The organism is Brevibacillus sp. IT-7CA2 (genome assembly GCF_949767855.1).
Classification (GTDB): Bacteria; Bacillota; Bacilli; order Brevibacillales; family Brevibacillaceae; genus Brevibacillus.
The window spans coordinates 783,164-807,997 of the sequence record NZ_CATKQT010000011.1 but is presented as its reverse complement, the minus strand read 5'-3'; the positions used below and the strand labels follow the sequence as shown (position 1 = coordinate 807,997).

At 46.5% G+C, this 24,834-nt stretch carries 3 protein-coding genes; all 3 read left to right on the top strand.

The features are described 5' to 3' along the window. Position 1: 1 nt before the first annotated feature. From ACM6JA_RS10355 to ACM6JA_RS10345, 3 genes are read left to right on the top strand one after another with little or no spacing between them, the layout of a single operon-like run. On the top strand, positions 2–11,344 hold the full coding sequence (locus ACM6JA_RS10355; protein ID WP_414852204.1) for an SDR family NAD(P)-dependent oxidoreductase: 11,343 nt from the start codon (positions 2–4) through the stop codon (positions 11,342–11,344). Between the two features lie 18 nt (positions 11,345–11,362). Next, the gene (locus tag ACM6JA_RS10350; protein ID WP_414852203.1) at positions 11,363–18,748 is read left to right on the top strand and encodes a beta-ketoacyl synthase N-terminal-like domain-containing protein; all 7,386 of its coding nucleotides are present in this window, start codon (positions 11,363–11,365) and stop codon (positions 18,746–18,748) included. Between the two features lie 54 nt (positions 18,749–18,802). Beyond that, positions 18,803–24,817 (top strand): amino acid adenylation domain-containing protein, encoded by a 6,015-nt coding sequence (locus tag ACM6JA_RS10345; RefSeq protein WP_414852202.1) that lies wholly within the window; start codon positions 18,803–18,805, stop codon positions 24,815–24,817. The last annotated feature ends 17 nt before the right edge of the window (positions 24,818–24,834 follow it).

The window sequence follows — 24,834 nt, the reverse complement described above, 5'->3', positions numbered from 1 at the left end:
AGTGCATGATCAGTTTCTCATAACGATCAACCATCCAATCCTCAAAAATCATAAAGCGCACGGTCAGGAACTGTTGCCCGGATTAGCCCATATTGATCTGTTGTATCAAATGTTTCGAGAAAATGGTCATGATTACAGCGAGCTTGAGCTTCGTAATCTAACGATCTATCATCCGATCATGGTGGGACAAGATTATGATGTCATGCTGAGCATTCAGTGCACGCAAGGCAAAGCAGGACAGTGGCAGATTCGGATGGAGGGTCAGACACAGCGCAATGCCATTTTAGACTCGGAGAAAAAGCTGTATGTCACTGCTGAAATGCATCAAAGTGCCTCTACGCAGTTCGATGAAACGCTGGATCTTCCCATGATAGAGCGAGCGGCAAACAAAAAGGTCAATCTGCAAGACGTGTATGAACAATGCCGCCGCCAGAAATTGGTGCATACAGGTTTTATGAAGGCAGAAGGAACGATTTACGAAACAGATTCAGCGGCGGTAATGGATATTTCACTCGGTAAACATGCCCTTCCCAGTGCGGAAGGGTTCATGTTTCACCCGACATTGATCGATGGGTCCGCGATCGGCTCGATGGTAATGTTCACCTCGGTAGTCCAAGAAGAACAGCGGCTATTTTTGCCGCTTTTTTATGAATCTTTTCGGGCCTCCGCTCTTTTACAGCAACATTGCTTTGCCAGAGTACAAACTTCATCCATCCAGCGAAAAAATGAACTGATGTATATGACGATGGAGTTCTTTGATAGATCAGGTAGAAAAATAGCGCATTTGCAAAATTTTGTGGGCAAGCTAGTTCGTGATCCTGGTCTGATCAATCCCAATAAAAAAGAAGTACCTCAGCTTCGAGAGGAGATTCAACCATCGAAGCAGACGGTATCTCTGTCGAAAGGACCTGTTCATGAGGCGAATGAATCGCAATCTGCCTTCGTGAGTAAAGCACAAACTTTTTTACAACAACTGCTGGCAAATCGATTACAAGTTCCAGTCGCGTTGATTGATACGCAGATTGGTTACTATGAAATGGGGCTGAACTCACCGGGCTTGTTGGAAGTGGTGAAGGCTGTCGAAGCGAAAGTAGGAACGCCGCTGTCTCCTACTTTATTGTTTGAGTATACGAATATCGCTGAGCTGGCCGCCTATCTTGCCGAGAATCATGCTTCCGTATTCAGCGGGCTTGATTTGATGAAACAGGAAGGTAGCCAAGAGTTTCCGCAACCTGCCAGGGTAGTAGATTCATCAGCAATCTCTAAGAGTCATGCAGCGAATGCCAATGAAGAAATTGCGATCATCGGGATGGCAGGGCGTTATCCAGAGGCAAGAAATCTCCAAGAATTCTGGATGAATTTAAAAGAGGGCAAAGACTGCATCAAAGAAGTCCCGAAATCTCGCTGGGATTGGCAGCAGTTTGGGGAACTCAAATCCCCTTCAGGAAAGCAGATGTCCAAATGGGGAGGGTTTATCGAAGACCCTGATTGTTTTGATTCTCCATTTTTCAGAATATCGCCGCGGGAAGCAGAAACGATGGACCCCCAGGAGCGTTTGTTTTTGGAAACGTGCTGGGAAGCGATAGAAGATGCGGGTTATACGCCGAAGACGATTGTTCCGGCTCGGGGGAGCAGTAACAGACGGCAGGTTGGTGTCTTTGTTGGCGTGATGCACAAGGATTATGCCCTCATCGGAGCGGAAGCGATGTCTCGGGGAGAAATGTTTCCGTTATCCTTGAACTATGCACCGATTGCCAATCGCGTTTCTTATTTCTGTAATTTTCATGGTCCGAGCATGGCGATTGACACCGTATGCTCATCCTCTCTGACGGCTGTTCATTTGGCGCTGGAGAGCATCAAGCGCGGAGAATGTGAGGTTGCATTGGCGGGCGGGGTCAATTTATCCTTGCATCCTGGCAAATATTTGTCATATGGCATGATGGATATGCACGCTAGTGATGGCTATTGTCATACCTTTGGCAAGGATGGCGATGGGTATGTTTCTGGAGAAGGCGTCGGTACCGTCGTGTTAAAGCCATTGCGCAAAGCGATTGAGGATGGAGATCATATTTATGCCGTGGTAAAAGGAAGCAGTGTGAACCACGTCGGATCGGTGAGCGGGCCTTCCGTACCAAGCCCTGTTGCTCAGGCAGAGGTGATTACAGCATGCCTAGAAAAGAGCGGTGTGGACGCGAGAACGATTCGTTATGTGGAAGCGCACGGGACCGGAACTTCTTTAGGCGATCCGATTGAAATTCAAGGATTGGTGAAAGCGTTTCGTCAATATACAGAGGATCAGCAGTTTTGTTCCATAGGCTCGGTGAAATCAAATATCGGACATGCAGAATCTGCTGCGGGTATCAGCGGTCTGCAAAAAGCTGTTCTTCAGCTTCACCATAAAACGCTCGTTGCTTCCTTACATGCAAAGGAAGTGAATCCGTTTATTGATTTTTCGCAATCTCCTTTTTATGTACAGCAACGGACAGAAGAATGGAAATCGTTGATCATGGAAAACGGTCAAGAAGTCACCGTTCCGAGACGAGCAGGGGTAAGTTCGTTTGGAGCTTCGGGGTCTAATGCCCATATCATTTTGGAAGAATACATCCCAGCTGAAACAAAGCCGAAAGCGCAAGCAATTGGCCATAATACTATCCCAGTGATAATTCCGCTATCTGCCAAGAATAAGGAAAGATTGCAAGCCTATGCGCAAAAAGTAGCGGAGTTTCTAAAAGGGGCATCATCTGACAATCAGCTTCAAGAAATGCTGGAGAAGAAGCTCCGCAAGATTTTATCCAGTATTATTCATGTGGGAGAAAACAGCATTGAGATCGAACAAGAGTGGCATGAATACGGAGTAGACCTCGTTCAAATCACACAGCTAAAGCAAAAACTGCAAGAGGAGTTGCATATTCAGCTAGATATCAAGGAGTTCGATCAAAGCAGCTCCATTGCTTCCGTCATCGCTTCTCTCATGGTTAACCATCGAGACGATATAGAGGGAGAAGTTCAGTCTTTTGCTGATTTAGAAACGCAAATCGATCTGGAAAATGTGGCGTATACCTTGCAAGTTGGACGAGAAGCGATGAAAGAACGAGTAGCCTTTGTCGTCGAGGCTATACCTGAGCTGATCGGAAAATTGGAAGCTTATTCGAAAGGCGAGAATACGATCGATACTTGTTGGGAAGGGAGCTTGAAGCCGAACAACGAGTCATTCGGATTATTAAGCGATGACCAGGACTCTCAACAGCTTATCCAAAGCTGGATTGCAGAGGGCAACATCAGAAAAATCGCAGAATTATGGGTGACAGGCTATGAAATGGATTGGGAACAGCTTTACCTGAATAACAAACCTAGACGTGTTCCCTTGCCAACGTACCCATTTGCGAAGAATCGCTATTGGATTCCGGAAAGCAAAAGTAAATCTGTAAGCGGCAAGACAGCAGCGCCATTCTCATTCACGAGCGAAGCTGCGATTCATCCACTGTTGCAGCGGAATACTTCTGATTTTTCTGAACAGAGGTTTAGTTCCACTTTTACAGGTCAGGAGTTTTTCCTAACGGACCATGTCGTGAAGAATCAGAGAATCTTGCCGGGAGTTGCCTATCTGGAAATGGCTAGAGCAGCAGCAGAGCAAGCAACGGCTGCCCTGACAGAAGAACCAGCCAAGATTCAACTCAAAAACGTGGTTTGGACACGGCCAATTGTTGTGGGGGACCAACCTGCACAGATACATATCGGTCTTGTTCCCGAAGAGAATGGTGAGATTACTTTTGAAATCTATAGCGAGTTGGAGGCTACGGATACAGAACCCGTCGTACACAGTCAGGGTAGCATCATGCTTCATTCAGTTGCTGAGAAACATGCCTTGGATCTGCCATTCTTACAAGCAGAGTGCGGTCAACGTGAGTTTTCATCCGAACAATGCTACAGCATTTTTCATTCAATCGGAATGGATTATGGTTCGGCTCATCAAGGGATCGACACCTTGTATGTAGGAGAGGGCAAAGTATTAGCCAAGCTAGCCTTGCCAGCCTCCATCTCCGAAACGGAGAATCCTTTTGTACTGCATCCAAGCTTAATGGATTCTGCTTTGCAGGCATCTATCGGGCTCATGATGGTTGGGGAGGATACCCCATCAGCTGATGGCGATTCCAGTCGCAAGCCCTCCTTGCCTTTTGCCATGGAGGAGGTCGACATTCACGACAAGTGCACATCCTCGATGTGGGCGTACGTTCGTTACAGTGCCAACAGCAGCGCAGATGACAAGGTGCAGAAGCTGGATATTGATTTATGCGATGACCAAGGAACCGTTTGTGTACGAATAAAGGGATATTCCATGCGAGTGCTGGAGGACGGGAAGCAGGCGAACCATGTTTCTTCGAGCATAGCTTCTTCCGTAACCTCACTGGAGCCTCCTGTGGGGAATCTCATGCTGTCCGCTGTGTGGGATGTGACTCCAGTTGAGAAGGGGGAGCTTTTCCCTAGTGCTGATGAGCAGATTGTCATTGTGGGGGGAAATGAAGAGAATAGCAGCGCCATTCAACAATACTATCCACGAGCAAAAGTGTTGTCCATTCAGGCTGAGAATACGATTGAGGAAATCGTACACCAACTGGAAGAACTTGGTTCCTCCATTGATCATATGGTGTGGATCGCTCCTTTTGATGAGATAGATTCCTTGGCGGATCATCGATTAATCGCGGGGCAAGATCAGGGAGTGATTCTATGCTTCCGAACGATTAAAGCCTTGCTTCGCTTGGGATACGGAAGTAAGGAGTTGGGGTGGAGCGTCATCACGGTTCAATCCCAGCCTATTTGCCATACAGATGTTGTGAATCCTTGCCACGCCAGTATTCATGGGTTAATTGGTTCGATGGCAAAGGAATATCCAAACTGGAAGATTCGACTCATGGATGTAGAGGCCGAATCTGAATGGCCAATGGATGATATGTTGAGGCTGCCAAGAGATCGTCAGGGGCGTCCATGGGTTTATCGTCAGGGTGAATGGTACCGCCAGCAGCTGCTTACCGTCGATCATCCTCCGATCGATCAGACACGTATGAAGCAGGGTGGCATTTATTTGGTGATTGGCGGTGCTGGTGGCATCGGTGAAGTATGGACCGAATATATGATTCGTACCTATCAAGCCCAGATCATATGGATTGGTCGTCGTCAAAAAAATGAAGAGATTCAAGCGAAGATGGATAGGCTTGCCGCTTTTGGACCAGCACCAGCCTATATAGCAGCGGATGCAACGCAGCAGAACGCTTTGCAACAAGCTTATGAGCAGATAAAGAAAACGTATAAACGGATTGACGGAGTTGTTCATTCTGCCATGGTCTTGGTTGAGGAAAGCTTGGAAAACATGCAAGAGGAAGGTTTCCGAGCAGTGCTTTCGTCTAAGGTTGATGTGAGTGTGAACATCGCTTTGGTGTTTGAGAAGGAGCCTTTGGATTTCGTATTATTCTTCTCTTCGCTCATGGCAGTTACGAAAGCTCCGAAGCAAAGCAACTACGCTGCCGGATGTACCTTTAAGGATGCCTATGCTCATCAATTGACCCAAGCATGGCCATGTGCGGTGAAACTGATCAATTGGGGATATTGGAGCAGTGGGCAAGTGGAAGAATCTCATCAAGAGATGGTAGAGACCTATCGTCGTTTGGAGCAAATCGGCATTGGTCTTATTCAGCCGCAAGAAGCCATGCAAGCTTTAGAGACACTTCTCGCAGGAGCCATGGATCAAGTTGCTTTCATGAAGATCACAAAGCCTATTGTCATTGAAGGGATGAAGGTAGAAGAATGGGTGGATGTTCACTCTGCACTTTATCCATCCCTGCTACAGCTGTCTGCCCATGAAAATGAAGGACTTGCTGATGTGGTGGCTGCCTTTATCAAGGAGAGATTGAAGCAGGATCCATCAGCGCGTATACGGATTCTCGAAATCGGAGCAGGTACAGAATCTACCAGTTCCTTGATTTCACAAAAATTACATGCCTATCAATCTTTTATGAGCTTCCAAGTTTTTGATCCAGAAACGGCGTTAAGTGAACAAGGAATGAATGCTGATGAATACGACCTGATTATCACAGCTGATAAACTTCACACAGCTCAACAAATTCGCCAAACCCTGCGTAACTGCAAGAATCTCTTAAAAAGGAATGGTCTGCTTCTAGTACAAGAGATGACCGATCAAAACGTACGTAAAGACCTCGCAGCAGGTCTTTCACTACCTCTGGAAGCTTGGCAGAAAGTATTGAGAGAAGAGGGCTACCGAGTTGTCTCCTATCCACAGTTGATGATTGCTGAAAGTGACGGCGTTGTCCGTAAGTCCAAACAACAGCAGAAATCAATGGGGACCTCAGCTTCCACTCTACCCATTCCTTCACATGCAGACAGAGGAACGAGCACAGAGGCTATGCTTCGAGAGAAAAGCATAGCCTATTTCAAGCAATTGGTCGGAGAGACACTGAAAATTCCATTCGACCAGATCGACTCTTCTGCTGCCCTGGAAGAGTATGGCATTGATTCGATTATGATTGTGCAGATGACGAATGTCTTACGGAAAAAATTGCATCAGATTAGCACGACCCTCTTTTTTGAATATCAAACAATTGATGCGCTGGTCGAGCATTTCATGACAACACAAACGAATGAATTGCAGGCATTAGTAGGAATAGATGAACAGCAGCCTGTTCAAAAGCAAATAACCAACTCAGTAGCTTCTGCAAAGCCAACCAGAGAGCAAGCTGGCTCGTCATTTCGAAAGGCAAAGTCTCGCCGTTTCCTGCAAGTTCTTGATACAGAATCGTTAAAACCAACAGCGCCGTCCAGACAGGATGTGGCGATCATTGGTCTTTCAGGTCGATATCCGCAAGCGGAGGATGTCTGGGAGTTTTGGACTCGCCTGAAAGAAGGGAAGAATTGCATCACGGAAGTACCGGAGGATCGTTGGAATTGGCAAGAATATTTCAGCGAAGAAAAAGGAAAAAGAGGATACATGTACACCAAATGGGGCGGTTTCATCAAGGATATGGATAAATTCGACCCGCTGTTTTTCCAAATTTCGCCTAACGAAGCAGAGCAGATGGACCCTCAGGAGCGCTTATTTTTACAAACGGCATACGCCAGTTTAGAAGATGCGGGCTACACTCCTGCCACATTAGGAGAAAGCAGAAAAATTGGTGTGTTTGTTGGTGTCATGAATGGAAATTATCCAGCAGGAACGAGCTACTGGTCGATTGCGAATCGCCTTTCCTACTTCTTCAATTTCCAAGGACCGAGTCTAGCAGTGGATACGGCGTGCTCCTCTTCTTTGACGGCGATCCATTTAGCCTTGGAAAGCCTGTATAACGGTACAAGTGAATGTGCCATAGCTGGCGGTGTCAATTTAATCGTTGATCCGTTTCACTATATTCGACTGTCTGGAGCGACTATGCTATCTGCTGGTGACCGCTGCAAGTCGTTTGGCGACCAAGCGGACGGCTTTGTAGATGGAGAAGGTGTGGGAGCTATCGTATTGAAGCCTCTGCAAAAGGCGATTGCCGACGGAGACCACATATACGGCGTGATCAAGGGAAGCATGCTCAATGCAGGCGGCAAAACAAATGGATATACGGTTCCCAACCCAATCGCGCAGTCGCAGGTAATCCATGAGGCATTGCAGCGGGCAGGAGTGGATGCTCGTACCGTCAGCTATATCGAAGCGCACGGTACAGGTACCGCTTTGGGCGATCCAATTGAGATTGCGGGACTGACTCGCGCATTCGGACAATACACGAAAGACAAGCAATTTTGCGCGATCGGCTCGGCCAAGTCGAACATTGGACATACGGAGAGTGCGGCAGGAATTGCAGGATTGACCAAAATATTGCTTCAGATGAAATACGGTCAAATCGCACCATCCCTACACACTGAGGTAATGAATCCAAACATTGATTTCAGTGATACACCATTTGCGGTTCAGCAAAAGCTGACAGAATGGCAAAGACCAACCATTGAAATCAACGGAGTAACCAAGGAGTATCCGAGAATCGCGGGGCTATCATCATTCGGGGCGGGAGGGGCCAATGTCCATATCCTCATCGAAGAGTATCTCGAAAAAGATAGAGAGCCCCAGAGTAACATTCAGCCACAGCATCCAAAAGTGATTGTGCTCTCAGCGAAGAACGAAGAGAGACTGTTCACTCAAGTGAATCGATTATTGAAGGCCATCAAAGAAGAATCATTCACCGATGCCCATTTGGCTGACATCGCTTTTACACTACAAGTAGGACGGGAAGCGCTGGAAGAACGCTTGGCTGTTCTCGTCAGATCAGTTGATGAGCTTGCGGAAAAGCTAACGCATTTTGCAGAAGGCGCAGAGAACATTGCCGATTTGTATCGTGGGAGAGTGAAACGCAACCATGACACGGTAGCTCTTTTTGCTGATGAAGATATGAAGCAAACAGTGGAGACATGGATTGCCAAGGGGAAATACGCAAAACTGATGAATCTTTGGGTCAAGGGTGTCTCTTTTGATTGGAATAAGCTAAATAGCGAAGATAAGCCGCGCCGCGTCAGTTTGCCTACCTATCCTTTTGCCAGAGAGCGTTATTGGATAGACATTCAAAAGCCAATAGCAACAGGTATGCCCGAAGCATCTTCGGCTAGCGGGGATATTCTCCATCCATTGCTTCATAAAAACACCTCTGACCTCTATGAGCTGAGATACAGTTCCAGCTTTACAGGGCAGGAGCCGTTTTTGGCTAATCATATTGGAAACGGGCAGTGCCTCTTTCCACTCACTGCTTATCTGGAAATGGCACGGGCGGCAGTGAAACAGGCAACAGGAGGTAGAGAGGGGACTTTATCTGGAATCCGAATGACTCATGTTGCTACAGATGATCCGCTATTGGTGGGCGATGATCTGGTTCAGGTACACGTGGGTATATATCCAGAGGACACTGGAGAGCTTGCTTATGAAATCTACAGCGAATCGAAAGAAGATGATACCAGGTCTGTGGTACATAGCCAAGGTATGGTCGAATTCACTTCGCTCGTGGAAGCACCAACTTTGAATCTAGCTGCCTTGCAAGCCGAGAGCAGCGAGATGCTTACTGCCCGACAATGCTACGAGCTGTTAAAAGAACGTGGAATGGCTGATCATCTGAATTTTCAAGGGATTGACCACGTATACAGGACGCGGGGACAAGTACTGGTAAAACTCTCCTTGCCTTCAATTGCGATGGAGACAGCAGGACAATTCGTTCTCCATCCTAGCTTGTTGGAGTCTTTGTTGCAGTCATCTCGTTATCTCATCACGGAGGCTACATCATCTGACAACATCAGCCCCATCCAACCAGATGGTACTTTTACCCTTGAAGAGCTGGAGATCTTCGAGAATCATCATTCTGTGATGTTTGCTCTCATTCGATTTAGTGATGAAGAGGAGAGTCAAACAAAAATAGATATCGATTTATGCGATGAGGCAGGCAGAATAGGCGTGAGGATGAGAGGCTTTTCAACTGGGAGTGAAAAACGGGTTGCGACGTTGAAAGAGACTCAGGAAACAGTGACTTCCGCTCCACCGCTGATGGGAACCACGATGCTCACTCCAGTATGGAACGCTGTGTCTGTAGAAAAAGGTGAAGTCACTCCGGCGACAAGTGATCAAGTAGTCATCGTTTGCGCCCAAGAAAAGGACAGAAGTCTTCTACAACGTCATTACCCTCAAGCTACTGTTTTACCGCTTCAGTCAGATGACTCTATTGAGGTTATCGCAAGTAAGCTGGAAGAGCAGGGTGTGATCGATCATATCATGTGGGTTGCTCCTGATAGCTCTGTGGAATCCGTAAAAGAGGAGTCCTTGATGATCGAGCAGGAGCGAGGCGTTATTCATGTTTTCCGCTTGATCAAGGCTTTGCTTGCGTTGGGGTATCAGACGAGAGACTTGGGCTGGACGATCATAACTGTCCAGGCGCAGGCTATCTACAAAAAAGATACGGTCCATCCAGCGCATGCCAGCATCCACGGATTGATCGGATCGATGGCGAAGGAATATCCGAACTGGAAGATAAGACTCGTCGATTTGGAAGCGCATGCCGATTGGCCGCTACGTGATATTTTTGCTTTGCCTGCCGATGCTCAAGGAAACGCTTGGGCATATCGTGGACACGCGTGGTATCGCCAGCAGTTGATGCCCGTGCAGAGTCCTTCCATCAACCAAACCGTCTACAGACAGCATGGAGTCTATGTTGTGATTGGAGGCGCGGGTGGTATTGGACAAGCGTGGAGCGAATACATGATCCGCACCTATCAAGCACAAATCATTTGGATCGGTCGCCGCAAGAAAGATGAGTCGATTCAGAACAAAATAAATCAACTTGCTGCCCTAGGACCTGCACCGCTCTACATCGATGCCGATGCTACGGATCGCGAGTCGCTGCGATCTGCTTACGAAGAGATCAAGAAGCAATATGGCAAGATTAACGGGGTAATTCATTCCGCTATTGTTCTCCTTGATAGAAGTCTGGCGAATATGGATGAGACAACCTTCCGCGCTGGAATGGTACCAAAAGTAGAGGTAAGTGTGCGGATGAGCCAAGTGTTTGGCGAGGAGCCGTTGGATTTTGTCCTGTTTTTCTCCTCGATTAACTCGTTTACGAAATCGCCTGGACAAAGCAATTATGCTTCGGGCTGCGCCTTCAAAGATGCTTTCGCCCAGCAGCTTGCCGAGGAATGGACGTGTGCGGTGAAAGTAATGAACTGGGGATACTGGGGCAGTGTTGGAATCGTTGCGTCCAAGGGCTATCAGGAACGAATGAAACAGATCGGCATAGGCTCGATTGAACCTTCAGAAGGGATGGAGGCATTGGAAGTCTTGCTTTCAGGTCCGATGAATCAATTGGCGCTGATGAAAGCGATCAAGCCACTCGATATGGAGGGAATCAATACAAGCGAATCTGTTGCAGTCGTTTCAAACAAAATTTCTTCCAGCATGGCAAGCATTAAAAACAAGTTAAAAGTAAAAGAAATGCCGAGAGCAGCCTATTTTGCATCAGACTTGGATACGAACAGGATCAGCTTGTTTGATGACATACAAGCAACGATCATTCAACTCGCCTCTCTAATCCTGAAAGTAGAGAGCGAAGAAATAGATTCGGATATTGAACTGAAGGAGTACGGATTCGATCCAGTCAAGCTCACCGAGTTTTCTACTAAAATCAATCAGAAGTACAAGCTTGAACTGACACCTGCTGTGATGATGGACTATCCAACGCTTAAGCACATCACTGAATTTCTAGTCAATACCACGCTGAAATCTCAATCGGAAAGAGAACAGGACAACCCGGTTCTATACGTGTAAGCCGAAGGAGTGCCTAGAATGAACAAAATGGACGAGCTTCTCTTAAAGTTATTGTGGGGTCAAATGCAGTCGCTTGGCTGCTTTACGGAAAAGAATCAAGCGCTTAGCGATCTCAAAAGAAAAAGCGGTCTGCTTGACTTATACGACATGTGGCTCAAAGAAACGGCTTCTGTTTTGGCCCGGAATGATTATCTCGTTTACGATAGCGCAACATCTACCGTGATCGATACTGCTCCCATTTCCAGTACGGCTGTCTGGCAAGAATGGGAGCAAGAAAAAGAAGTCTGGCTAAAAAATTCGGATACGAATGCGCAAGTCAAGCTAGTCGAGGCAACCTTGCGTGCTTTACCACAAATTCTCACTGGAAAAGTGCGGGCCACAGAGGTCATCTTTCCCAATTCGTCGATGGAATTAGTCGAGAAGGTATACAAAAATAACATGGTTTCCGACTATTTCAATGTAGTGCTTGCTGATACAGTGGTTGCTTTTGTGGAGGAACGGCTGAACCAAGATTCTGCAGCCCGAATTCGCATTCTCGAGATTGGTGCAGGTACGGGGGGAACGAGTGCCTTCGTTTTCCAAAAACTAAAGACGTATGAAGAGCATATCCAGGAATATTGCTACACAGACCTCTCCAAAGCCTTTTTCATGCATGCAGAAAAAGAGTATGGCCCAAGCAATCCTTATTTGACCTATCAGATTTTAAACGTAGAAGAGTCAGTGACGGGACAAGGAGTGGATCTGGGCGCGTATGATATTGTCATCGCAGCAAATGTCCTGCACGCCACTAAAAATATTCGCCAAACCGTACGTAATGCGAAAGCCGTTCTAAAAAAGAACGGCTTACTTCTTCTAAATGAAATGAGTAAGAACACCATCTTCCTCCATCTTACCTTTGGTTTGTTGGAGGGATGGTGGCTGTACGAAGACCCAGAGCTGCGTCTTTCAGGTTGCCCTGGGTTATCTTCGTCAACGTGGCAGAGAGTATTGGAGGAAGAAGGATTTCAGTCGGTCTTTTTCCCAACAGAAGAGGCGCACGCGATGGGGCAGCAGATTATTGTTACCGAAAGCGACGGCGTGATTCGCCAACAGCAAAGACAACAGCCTAAACCGAAGCCAAACATACATGCTGAACAGCCAAAAGCAAAGAGAGTGAATATACCTTCCGCTCCTAAAGGAAGGGAAATCGAGGATGTCCTGCGCGAAAAAAGTACGGAATACATCAGACAGCTAATCGCTGAAACATTGAAGATGCCGAGTAACCGAATGGATGCTTCCGAGCCTTTAGAGGCATACGGTATGGATTCCATTTTATCTGTACAACTGATCAATCAATTTCGGAAAATTTTCGGCGAAACCATCAGCGGTACTTTGTTTTTTGAATATCAGACGGTAGATGACTTAGTCGAGCATTTACTAGAGACACAAAGAGAAGCGCTGATTTCGCTCACAGGATTGGATGATCACAAGCAGGAGCAGGAGTTAAATCGAACGGAAGATCATGTTGAGTTTGCTCCATTGCCGAAAACCGAAGGGAAACAAAACCTAAGAAAAACGAGAGCATTTGCGCCATCTTCTCGTTCGCAAATGACGGCGTCCAAGCCTGCGACCTCCGGTAAAATAGCGATCATTGGCATGAGTGGGCGTTTTGCTCAAGCTAATAACTTGGACGAGTTTTGGGAGAATTTACTGCATGCGAAAAAGGCTATCTCAGAAATCCCAGCAAAGCGTTGGGATTGGACAGAATATTATCATCCAAATCGGGAGGAAGCCATTTCCCAAGGAAAAAGTTATAGCAAATGGGGTGCCTTCTTAGAAGAATTTGATCAGTTTGATCCGTTATTCTTTCAGATGACTCCGCGAGAAGCAGAAAATATAGACCCTCAAGAGCGCCTCTATTTAGAAGAGTGTTGGAAGGCGTTAGAAGATGCAGGATATGCCTCATCGAAAATGTCTGCGGAGCTCCGCAAGCGAACAGGGGTTTTTGGTGGCATTACGAAACAAGGATTTCATCTGTATAGCACGGAAACCACCCATCACTTTCCGACAACCTCGTATTCATCGATGGTCAATCGGGCTTCCTACTATCTAAACTTACAGGGTCCAAGTATGCCGATCGATACGATGTGTTCCTCAGCTTTAGTTGCGATTCATGAAGCATGTGAATACATCCGAAACGGGAAGGGAAGCATGGCGATTGCTGGTGGGGTGAATCTGTACACCCATCCGCTTACGTACTTCGGTCTGACTGTGGGACAGCTCATCTCGCATACTTCTGACAGTGCTGCCTTTGGGAACGGCGGAATAGGTTTTGTGCCTGGCGAGGGAGTAGGGGCTGTTGTTCTCAAGGATTACGATCAGGCTGTACAGGATAGAGACCATATCTATGCCGTGATACGCGGAACCGCTGTCAACCATAAGGGTAAAGCCAATAGCTACATGACACCAAGCCCCATCCCAATTGCAGATGTGATGGAAGAGGCTTTGGAAGAAAGCGGACTGGATCCTCGATCCATTAGTTATCTGGAAGCTTCTGCCTATGGATCAGACATAGTCGATGCCGTCGAAATGACAGCAGTGACGAAAGCTTTTCACAACCGTCAAGGAACAGAAGGGGATTATCGACTCGGTTCGGTTAAACCGAATATCGGGCATTGTGAATCGGCTTCCGGCATGTCGCAGCTGATGAAAGTGATTTTGTCATTACAGCATCAGACGTTGGTTCCAACCCTGATTCCTGACGAATTGAATCCGAATATTCATTTTGATCAACTCCCATTCCAATTGCAGCGAGAGGTATCGGAATGGAAGCAGGTCACTGTAGATGGGCAGACAGTCCCCCGGCGAGCAGGCATTACCAGCTTTGGCGGCGGTGGAGTGAATGCCCATCTTATCGTTGAGGAATACAACCACAATCCAGAAGCCCAAACGCTCTCATCATCTAGTAGAGTAAACGATTCAGATTCTGAGCTGTTTGTCTTTTCGGCTAAGAATAAAGAGAGATTGCAAGAATACATTCACCGCTGGATTGGTTATTTGCATAAGAACCAGCATATCGATGTAACGAATACAGCTTACACCCTTCAAATCGGAAGAGAAGAAATGCCTTGCCGTTTGGCTGTCATCACCAAAAGTCAAACAGAGCTTTACCAGCAACTGGAACGCTGGTTAGAAAATCAAGAAGATGCGGAACATTGCTTTTTTGGCGATCTAAAGGAAAACAAAGAATTGATGTCAGACCGGGTTACGCGGGCAATCGAATCAAAAGATGTAGGAGAACTAGCAAAATTGTGGGTTCTAGGCAATCCCATCCCGTGGCAGAAGCTGCATGAAGGGAAGGAGTTATCCCGAGTAGCTAAGCTCCCAACCTATCCATTTAAGAGGAGAACGTGCTGGATAGAACGCAATCAAACGAATCGCTCTAGGAGGGAGACGAGCATGACATCCACTCAGCCAGAATTCGAAAACAAAGCCGTTGAAATTTACACATATAGCGCCAACAGCAGCGAAGCGGAGTTTTCGGAGGATTACTTGACTGTATGTCCATTTGAAAGAAAGATTCCAGGCTTTTCAATGAGCCGTGTCATTTTGAACCCGGAAAAATATCCGTTGGAAAGAGAAATGGTAAGAGAGAAGCAAGTAGAGATGCGCCAAGTACTTTTTTACAAAGAAAATTTCTCTCGTGTGCAAAAAGTGTTGGACTTTGGATGCGGTCACGGGACAGATGTGATTCAAATAGCAGAGCTCTATCCGCATATTGAAACCCATGGATTTACGATTACCAAGGCGCAAGCAGAGCTTGGCAATCAACGAATCGCGCAGAAAAATCTGGGAGCTCGTGCGAAAATATTCAATAAAGACAGCTCCAAGGATACCTTTCCCGATCTCTACGACATCATTGTCGGGATAGAAGTGAGCTTCCATATTCGAAATAAACATGGACTATTTCAAAATATCTCCTCTTCTCTGAACGAAGAGGGAACCGTTCTGTTGATCGATTACATAGCCAATACGCGAGGACCGATCGTAGACCAGAACGTAGAAGTCAGCATTCCCACCGTGCAAGAATGGAGTGAGCTTTTAGCGGAGCATCAGTTAGTGATCGATGAAATCATTGACGTATCGCCGCAGATTGCTAATGCCTTACATGATCCTGACGTGGAACAGTACATCAAGCATCTGCCTAAAGCTGTTCAAAATTTGTATATCAACACGGTGAATCAATCTATCTCTCTTGAAAGAGGGTGGATCAGCTATTGCTTGTTTAAGTTGAAAAAGGCTCCGCATCTTGCGTACATGAAGCGTTGTGAATGGAATGCCAGCAAAATAACGAAGAAAAGAGCTTATCCAGAAGCATTAGCGGAAATGGTAAACAGCGGTTATATTCCTTATCCGAAACAGCAAATGAGAACTCTCCCTCATCCAAATCAGCATGACCACAGCTTTCATTGGAATAGCGAAACAATCAAAGAATCGTTAGTCGAGGCTTTTGCCGCCGTTTTAGGTCTTCAACCAGAAGAACTGGAAGAAGTAGAGACCTTGAAGGATATAGGAATTGGCTCTCTTAACGCCGTTGCCTTATCCGAAATGATTAACAGTAAATTCAATCTGAAACTACCGACCAGCGTTGTGTTTGAACATAATACGTTAGATTCATTGGCAAGCTATATTGCTAGCCAATTGCAGCAAGACGAGCCTAGCCAGCTCCATTCCAATAAACCATTCGTGTCGGATGCTCAAAATCAACCAATATCATCTGAATATTCTGGACAAAAACATAATTTGTCGATAGATCAGTCCATTCCAGATCGGACAAAAATCAAAGCGAGCCTAATCGAGGTCTTTTCGACCGTTTTAGGCTTGAGAGAAGAAGAGCTGGAAGATGTGGAATCCCTAAAGGAATTGGGAATCGGCTCGCTCAATGCCGTTCAATTATCCGAAGCTATCAATAGCAAGTTTCATCTAAAACTACCGACAAGTGTAGTGTTTGAACATAATACGCTAGAAGCATTGGCGAGCTACATCGCGACTCATCTACCAGAGCGCCAATCAGCGCAGACAGAATCGTTTATCCAAAATCATGGAAATCTTGAAGAGAAGCCTGCTTATACAGAGAGAGTCTCGACGCGGAATATTGCCTACGAGCCGCCTAAAGTAGCTTCCGATGATATTGCGATCATTGGGATTTCCTGCCGCACAGCAGGTGCAAAGGGGCAAGATGAGTTCTGGGAGCTTGTCAGTCAGGGCAAAGATTGCATCAGAGAAGTGACCAATCCAGACTGGCGCGCCTTTTTCAAAGAAAATGCACTCGGCGATATTCCGGTTAAATACGGGGCGATGGAGGATATTGAATATTTTGATCCAGCGTTTTTCAAAATTTCTCCTACCGAAGCCCAATCGATGGATGTCACGCAGCGCATCCTTTTACAAGAGAGCTACAAAGCGCTAGAGGACGCAGGTTATACCCCGTCCATGCTGCGAGGACAACCCGTTGGAACCGTCATTGGCGCAATGGCGGGAATGACGGTAGAACAAGATTTTTCTCATTTTGGCATGCTCGGATCGGATACGAGTATACTCGCCTCGCGCATTGCTTATTTCCTTGACCTAAAAGGACCAGCTCTGGCTGTGAACACAGCTTGCTCATCCTCTTTAGTTGCAATCGATATTGCTTGCCAAAAGCTAAAGACGGAAGAGGTTAATCTTGCTATCGCAGGAGGAATTACGATTTATTCCCATCCCGCTCCGTTTATCTCAATGAGTAACGCAAGGATGCTATCTCCTACAGGGGAGTGCCGCCCGTTTGACAATGGAGCCAATGGCATTGTCGTTGGGGATGGCGTTGGCGTTGTGATTTTAAAAAGACTGGAAGATGCATTACGGGATAACGACAGCCTCTATGGTGTCATCCGTGGCAGTGGAACCAATCAGGATGGACGGACATTGGGCATTACCGTGCCTAGCTTCCAAGCGCAAAGCGACCTGCAAAAATCCATTTACGCGAAAAAACAGATTGATGTGGAAGACCTTCAATATATCGAGGCACACGGAACCGCGACCAAATTAGGGGACCCTGTTGAGATTCATGCACTGAGTGAATCTTTTCGCCAATTCACGCCGAAGAAACGATTCTGCGCAATTGGTTCTTTGAAAGCCAATATCGGGCATACCACAGCAGCGGCTGGGGTGTTGAGTGTCATCAAGGTGTTACTCAGTATGAAAAACAAGAAAATGGCTCCGTCGATCCATTTTGTCAAAGAGAATGAACACATTGATTTTGAAAACAGCCCTGTTTATGTGAATACCAAGCTGCAAGATTGGCAGACCAATTCCAAAGGCTCTCGTTTGGCTGCGGTCAGCTCTTTTGGCTTCAGCGGCACCAATGCTCATCTGGTGATCGAAGAGTTTAATAGAAGCAAGGCCAGATCCGCTGCTCCTGTTGAGGGTCAAGAGATAGCGACGGGAGTCTTCGTGCTGTCAGCTGAATCACGTGAACAATTAGTAGCCTATGCCAAGAAAACAAAGGCATTTATAGAAAGGCATCATGATGTGAAACTAGCAGATTTTCTTTATACCTATCAGACTGCAAAGGAATCCATGTCTCATCGAGTAGCAGTCGTGGTCAACAGTAAAGAACAGCTGATTGCGCAGTTAGAGCAATTCATACAAAGTAATGGGGCGAAAACGTCTGATCTGTTTATCGGAGAAATAAACAAAACGGGCGGAATCAAGATCGGCGATACAGAAGAGGGAAGGGAATTTATCCGCAATCTCGCTCTGAACAAGAAGATCAAAAAGCTGGCGGAGATATGGGTTCATGGTAACGAAATAGATTGGGGAGCTCTCTATCCAAAAGGAATGGTGAGCCGTCTATCAGGTCTGCCAAGCTATCCTTTTGCCAAGGAACGATACCGTTTACCCAAAGTTGTCGTAGGCAGCCGTACCCATCAAGAAGCAGCAGCCACCTCCGAACAGACAGCAGAAAAGCACGAACACAGAGCAGCAGACATAGCCAACTTAACTGAGGTAACTCGTGTTCAGACAGAAGGAGCTGATGTGAGGGAGACAGAAATCCAAAACTCGGTTATCCATCATGATGTCATACATGCAGACGAAGACGATACACCACGTAACGAACTAGTCCGAAAAATTGCTGCTGCTTGGGAAGAGGTACTTGGTGTGAAAAAGGTTGATATCCACAAAAACTTCCAAGACTTGGGCGGTGATTCAATCATGGCCACTCAGATTATTTCCAGATTGAAGAATAGCTTCCCGGTTGATTTGAATTTAGACAATCTCTTTTCGGCGCCAACCGTTGCAGGAATGGCGGAGCTGATTGAAGAGGAACTGATTGCTGTTATTGATGAACTTCCAGAAGAGGCGATTTTGGAGCTATTAAGCTGATGAATTCCTCTAGAAGAAAGGGAGCAGAATCAACATGTGGGAAGGAGCAATCCGATGATCAATGATAAGGAATCAGCTAAATCAAGAGATGAGATACTTGCCGAGAGCAGATCGAAGCTTTCCGAGAAGAAACTGGCATTGCTGGAGAAGCTGAAAGGCTCAAAACAGGAGACGAAAAAGACTGGGATTCCGCGGCGTTCAAGAGAGGGCTTCGTGCCCCTCTCTTTTGCCCAGCAGAGACTATGGTTTTTAGACCAGTTGGTACCAAACAGTCCTGCTTATAATGTGGTGGCTGCCTTCCATCTATCGGGTGAGCTTCACACAAACATCATGGAGCGGTGCGTTAATGAGATAGTGAAGCGTCATGAAGCCCTGCGAACCACCTTTCAAGTCGCAGACGGAGAGCCGTATCAGCTAATTGCTCCTGCCTTGCAAATTCCTTTTCCTATTGTCGATCTTACAGGACATCCCGAGGCGGAGAGGGAGGATGAGTTTCGCCGACTCGCAAAAGAGGAAAGCATGTATGTTTTCGATCTAACCAAGGGACCCTTGTTGCGTGTTACTTTATTCAAACTCGGCGAGGATTTGAATATTTTACTTTTGAACGTTCACCATATCATCATTGACGGATGGTCAGTCGGGGTTTTCTTCAGAGAAATGGTTCTGCTTTATCAGGCCTATCTTGCGGACAAGCCCTCACCATTGCCTGAGCTTCCGATCCAGTACGCTGATTTTTCAAGCTGGCAGCGGGAGTGGCTTCAAGGAGAAGTGCTGGAGAAACAGCTTTCTTACTGGAGAGAAACCCTTGGAAAAGATAGCAGCGTGCTAGAGCTGCCAGTAGACCGTACAAGACCGCCTATCCAAACGTTTCAAGGAGGGAGCCTAAAACTACAAATTCCCTCTTCCCTTTCACATGCCATAAAAGCGCTGAGCGAGCAAGAAAATGCCACGTTGTATATGGTCATGATCACCGCGTTAAAGATATTGTTGCACCGTTACAGCGGGCAAAATGATATCCGGGTGGGAGTGCCCGTAGCGAACCGCAACCGCGTGGAAATGGAGAATCTGGTCGGCTTTTTTGTAAATACGTTGGTCCTCAAAACAGATGTTTCCGGCAACCGTAGCTTTAGAGAGCTGTTGTCACGTGTGAGAGAAACAGCGAACAGCGCATACAGGCATCAAGATGTACCCTTTGAACGATTGGTAGATGAATTGCAGCCTGAGCGTAATATGAGTCAAAATCCACTTTTTGAAGTCTGCTTTGTATTGCAGAACTTTCCTATGCCGAAAAAATCGGACATGTCTGCACTAGGCTTTTCTTTGGTCAAATTTGAAGAGTTCCGTAACAACACATCCAAGTTTGACCTCTGGATTCAGGTTGTAGAAAAAGGGGATATCCTTGACTTAGACGTTGAGTTCAATTCCGATATTTTTAATGAATCGACAATCAGTCGTATGTTAGAAAGCTTTACAATCGTGCTGGCAGGTATTGTCACGAATCCGAACCAGCCGATTTCAGATTTGCCGATTTTGACCGCTGCTGAAGAGCAAAAGCTGTTGGTTGAATGGAACAATACGAAGACGTACTACCCACAACAAGATAGGTGCCTTCATGAAATTATCGAAGCGCAGGCTGCCAAAACTCCAGATGCGCCAGCCGTTATTTTTGAAGAGGTGCCACTCACTTACAAGGAATTGGATCAACGGGCGAATCAACTGGCTAACTATCTCCGAAAACAGGGCGTAAGAGCGGAAACGCTTGTGGGCATTTATATGGAGCGCTCCTTTGAGATGGTCATTGGGCTGTTAGGTATCCTCAAAGCAGGCGGCGCCTACGTTCCCCTAGATCCAAGCTATCCGCAAGATCGGGTTGCCTTTATGATCACGGATGCGAATCCTTCTTTCCTCTTGACTGCGGAGGGGCTGAAGAACACACTCCCTGAATACGATGGACAACTAATTTGTCTCGATTCAGATTGGGAGACAATCAGCATGGAGAGCCATGTGGCGCCTGCAAGCGGAGTCAACAGCGACAATTTGGCGTACATGATTTACACCTCAGGTTCTACTGGTAAGCCAAAAGGTGCGATGAATGCCCATCGCGGTATCGTCAACCGACTTTTATGGATGCAGGAACAATATCAGCTGAATGAAACCGATCGGGTCATGCAAAAGACGCCTTTCAGCTTTGATGTGTCGGTATGGGAATTTTTCTGGCCGTTAATGACGGGCGCCTGCATGGTAGTAGCTCGTCCAGAAGGTCACAAAGATACGACATATTTGGCACGCCTGATCAAAAAAGAGAAAATCACCACCATGCACTTTGTTCCTTCGATGCTTCAAGTATTCCTGGAGGAGACGGAAATTAGCGGCTGCGATACGCTGCGACGAGTCATTTGCAGTGGGGAAGCCTTATCTTATTCAACGCAGGAGCGCTTTTTCGAGTGTCTCGATGCGGAATTGCACAACCTTTATGGTCCTACAGAAGCGGCGATTGATGTCACCTACTGGGCATGTCAAAAAGGAAGCAAGCTAAGATCCGTGCCGATTGGACGTCCTGTGGCGAACACCCAAATCTATCTGTTAGACGAGCACCTGAATCCTGTTCCCGTCGGTGTTGCTGGAGAGCTACACATCGGTGGTGTGCAACTGGCTCGTGGATACTATAACCGACCTGAGCTGACAGAAGAAAAATTCATCCCTGATCCATTCAGCAATAAAGAGGGAGCGCGCCTTTATAAAACAGGTGACTTGGCACGTTACATGTCGGATGGAACAATCGATTATCTGGGCCGCATTGATTTTATGGTCAAATTAAGAGGGTTCCGTATCGAGCTGGGTGAGATTGAAGCTGTATTAGATGAACATCCACATGTACAAAAAGCGGCTGTGATCGTTCATGAATCCGAGCAGAGACCAGGGCATAAGCAGTTGGTATCTTATATCGTGCCAGATTCACAGTCCAAGGAAAAACTGAAAAAGGCAACAGAAGAAGAAGCACTTCCTGCGGAACAGGTATCAGAATGGCAGGATGTCTTTGATAAAGCCTATGATGATGAAAATAAATATGAGGCCGATTTCAACATTACCAGCTGGAATAGCAGTTATACGGGTCAGCCTCTTTTAGCGGAAGAAATGCGTGAATGGGTCAATTCGACGGTTGATCGTATCCTTGCCTTGCAACCGAAAAAGGTACTCGAAATCGGGTGCGGTACAGGGCTGTTGTTATCCCGAATTGCGCCTCATTGTGAACAATATTGGGGAACTGATTTTTCGTCGATGGCGTTGGATTATATTACTGCGAATCTGATCAACCAAAGAGAGGATTTATCCAATGTCACCCTGCGTAAGAGCTATGCGGATGATTTTAGTGGACTAAAGGGACAGAAGTTCGATGTGATCGTGCTCAACTCTGTGGTGCAGTATTTCCCAGATGCGAGCTACTTGTTGGATGTGCTGAAAAAGGCCATACACTCCATGAATGACAAAGGATCAATTTTTGTCGGTGATGTTCGTAATCTTTCTTTACTGCAAACCTTCCTCACTGAGGTAGAGATGGAAAAGTCACCGGCGACGTTGACCACCGATCAATTGCAGCGCCGCGTGCAGAAGCGAATGAGACAAGAGCAGGAGCTGGTTATCGATCCTGCCTTTTTCTATGCGCTTCAAGAGCAGCTACATCAAATCAGCCATGTAGAAATCAAGTTGAAGCGTGGAAGTCATCATAATGAATTAACTCGCTATCGCTATGATGTGATTCTTCATCTCGGCAAAAAAGTGCAGCCGATTGAGGACTTTTCATGGCTGGATTGGCATGAGGAGCGAATCCAAAATATTGATGGGCTTCGTCAAATCATGACCAAGTATAAACCGCAAATCTTAGGTCTTACGAATATCCCTAATCTGCGGTTGGACAGGGCGAATCGATACCAGTCATTGCTTGCTGACAGAGATGTTCTCAAAACGGTGGAAGAACTGAGAACAGATCAGAACCATCCAGGCACTGGAATAGACCCTGAGGAGCTTTGGAAGTTGGGCGCTGAGCTACGATACCGTGTGGATATCGCTTGGATGGGTGATAGAGGGGATGGCAGCTATGAAGCTGTGCTCAGACCTGAGCATTTACTAGAAAAAAGACAGCGTAACACAGTGGTCACCGCGTGGCACCGTCCAGCGAAAAACCACCAACCGATCGAAACGTATGCGAACGATCCTTTGACAGACAGAGTTGCTCGCCAGTTCATTCCAGAGCTGCGCAGTTATTTACGGGATAAGCTGCCAGATTACATGGTTCCGTCTATCTTTGAGTTTATCAGGGAAATGCCAGTGAACATGAATGGAAAATTGGATCGCAAAGCGCTTCCTGCGCCGCTTATGGAAGTGCCAGAGATGGAAGGAGATTTTGTACCACCGACGACGGAGACGGAAAAAATTCTTGCCGATGTCTGGGCTGAAATATTGGGCTTGGATAAGGTTGGCATACATAATAGCTTCTTCGGATTGGGTGGCGATTCCATTCATACCATTCGAGTGGTTGCGAGAGCAAAACAACACGGTTTGGAATTGACTCCACAGCAAATTTTCCAATTCCAGACCATAGCTGAACTGGCAGAGGTTGCAGGTGAGGCTTCCACCCAAAGTGCGAAGCGAACGGCAACAGTAGTAGAGTTACCAACTCTTGAGAAACATCAGTTGGATAGGATAGTAGTAGACAACCCATACATGGAGGATGTATATCCGCTGACGATTATGCAAGAGAATATGCTTTATCGATACAAACATCATCCAGAGCCTGGTTTGAATGTGGTTCATCATGCTTTTCGCATAGAGGGAGGCCCTTTCCATGTATCTGCTTTTGAGCAGGCATGGCAGCATCTCATCCAACAGTTCCCTGCATTGCGAACATCCTTCATCTGGGAAGAGCTGGATGAACCGATGCAGATCGTGCATGAGAAAGTGGATATCCACATCAAACAGGAAGATTGGCGGGGCATTCCGGAAGAAAATCAACATGAACAATTGCAATCCTATATTCAAAAGCTGAGACAACAAGGATTTGAGATGGGCCAAGCACCACATGCGCATCTTGCTCTGCTTCAAGTAGGAGAGGATGTCTACTACTTTATTTATGTCTTCAACCTGATGTTGCAGGATGGCTGGAGCTATACGTTGATCGTTAAGAGACTATTCGAATATTATCAAGCGTTTTCCCAAGGGAAGGCGATTGATATTGTGCCTGTATATCCTTATAGGGATTATGTTGCGCAACAAAAACAGCAGGACTTAACGGATGCCGAGCTGTTTTGGAAGAAGAATCTGAAAGGAATGACCAGGTCCACTCTTGAATGGGCGCAAATGAGCAGGAAGGATATTTCTGCCGAAGAGCCTCCCTATTCTCAAGAAAGGTTCATCGTATCGCCAGAAGTCTCCTCGGCGCTCTTATCCTTGTCCAAGAAGTATCATCTGACGCCATATACATTGGTACAAGGGGCTTGGGCATTGCTGCTCCATCATTATAGCGGCAAGGAAGACGTTGTATTTGGTACGATCTTCTCCGGCCGCAGCATAGCGATGATGGAAGTCGAGCATTCTGTCGGGCTTTTCTTCAATATTCTGCCCATTCGCGTGAGCATCGAGCAAAACATGAGGTTCTTGTCTTGGCTCCAAAACATGCAATCCAAGGTAGTAGAGACGAGTCAGTACGAATACACACCGCTGAAAAATATATACGAGTGGTGCGATATTCCACGAGATCGGCTTTTATTTGACAGTTATCTGGTAAGCGAACAGCTCCCAGATTTCTCTTCCGTGTTTAGAGGATTTAATGATGTCCTCGGTGCTACCATCTATGAGTCGATCGCTCAGACAGAGCATCCATTACGAGTGGAAATCCTTTTCTATGAACAAGTGCTGGTCCTGCATATCAACTACTATCGACGTTTCTTCAACGATAAGGAGATTAGCAGTATGCTGCAGCACTTGAACGCTCTTTTAGAAGGATTGGTAGCGAACCCTGAGCAAAAGGTAAGCGAGTTAGTCAATGCGATAACGTATCATCCCCAACACTAAATTTGCGAACAAGAGGA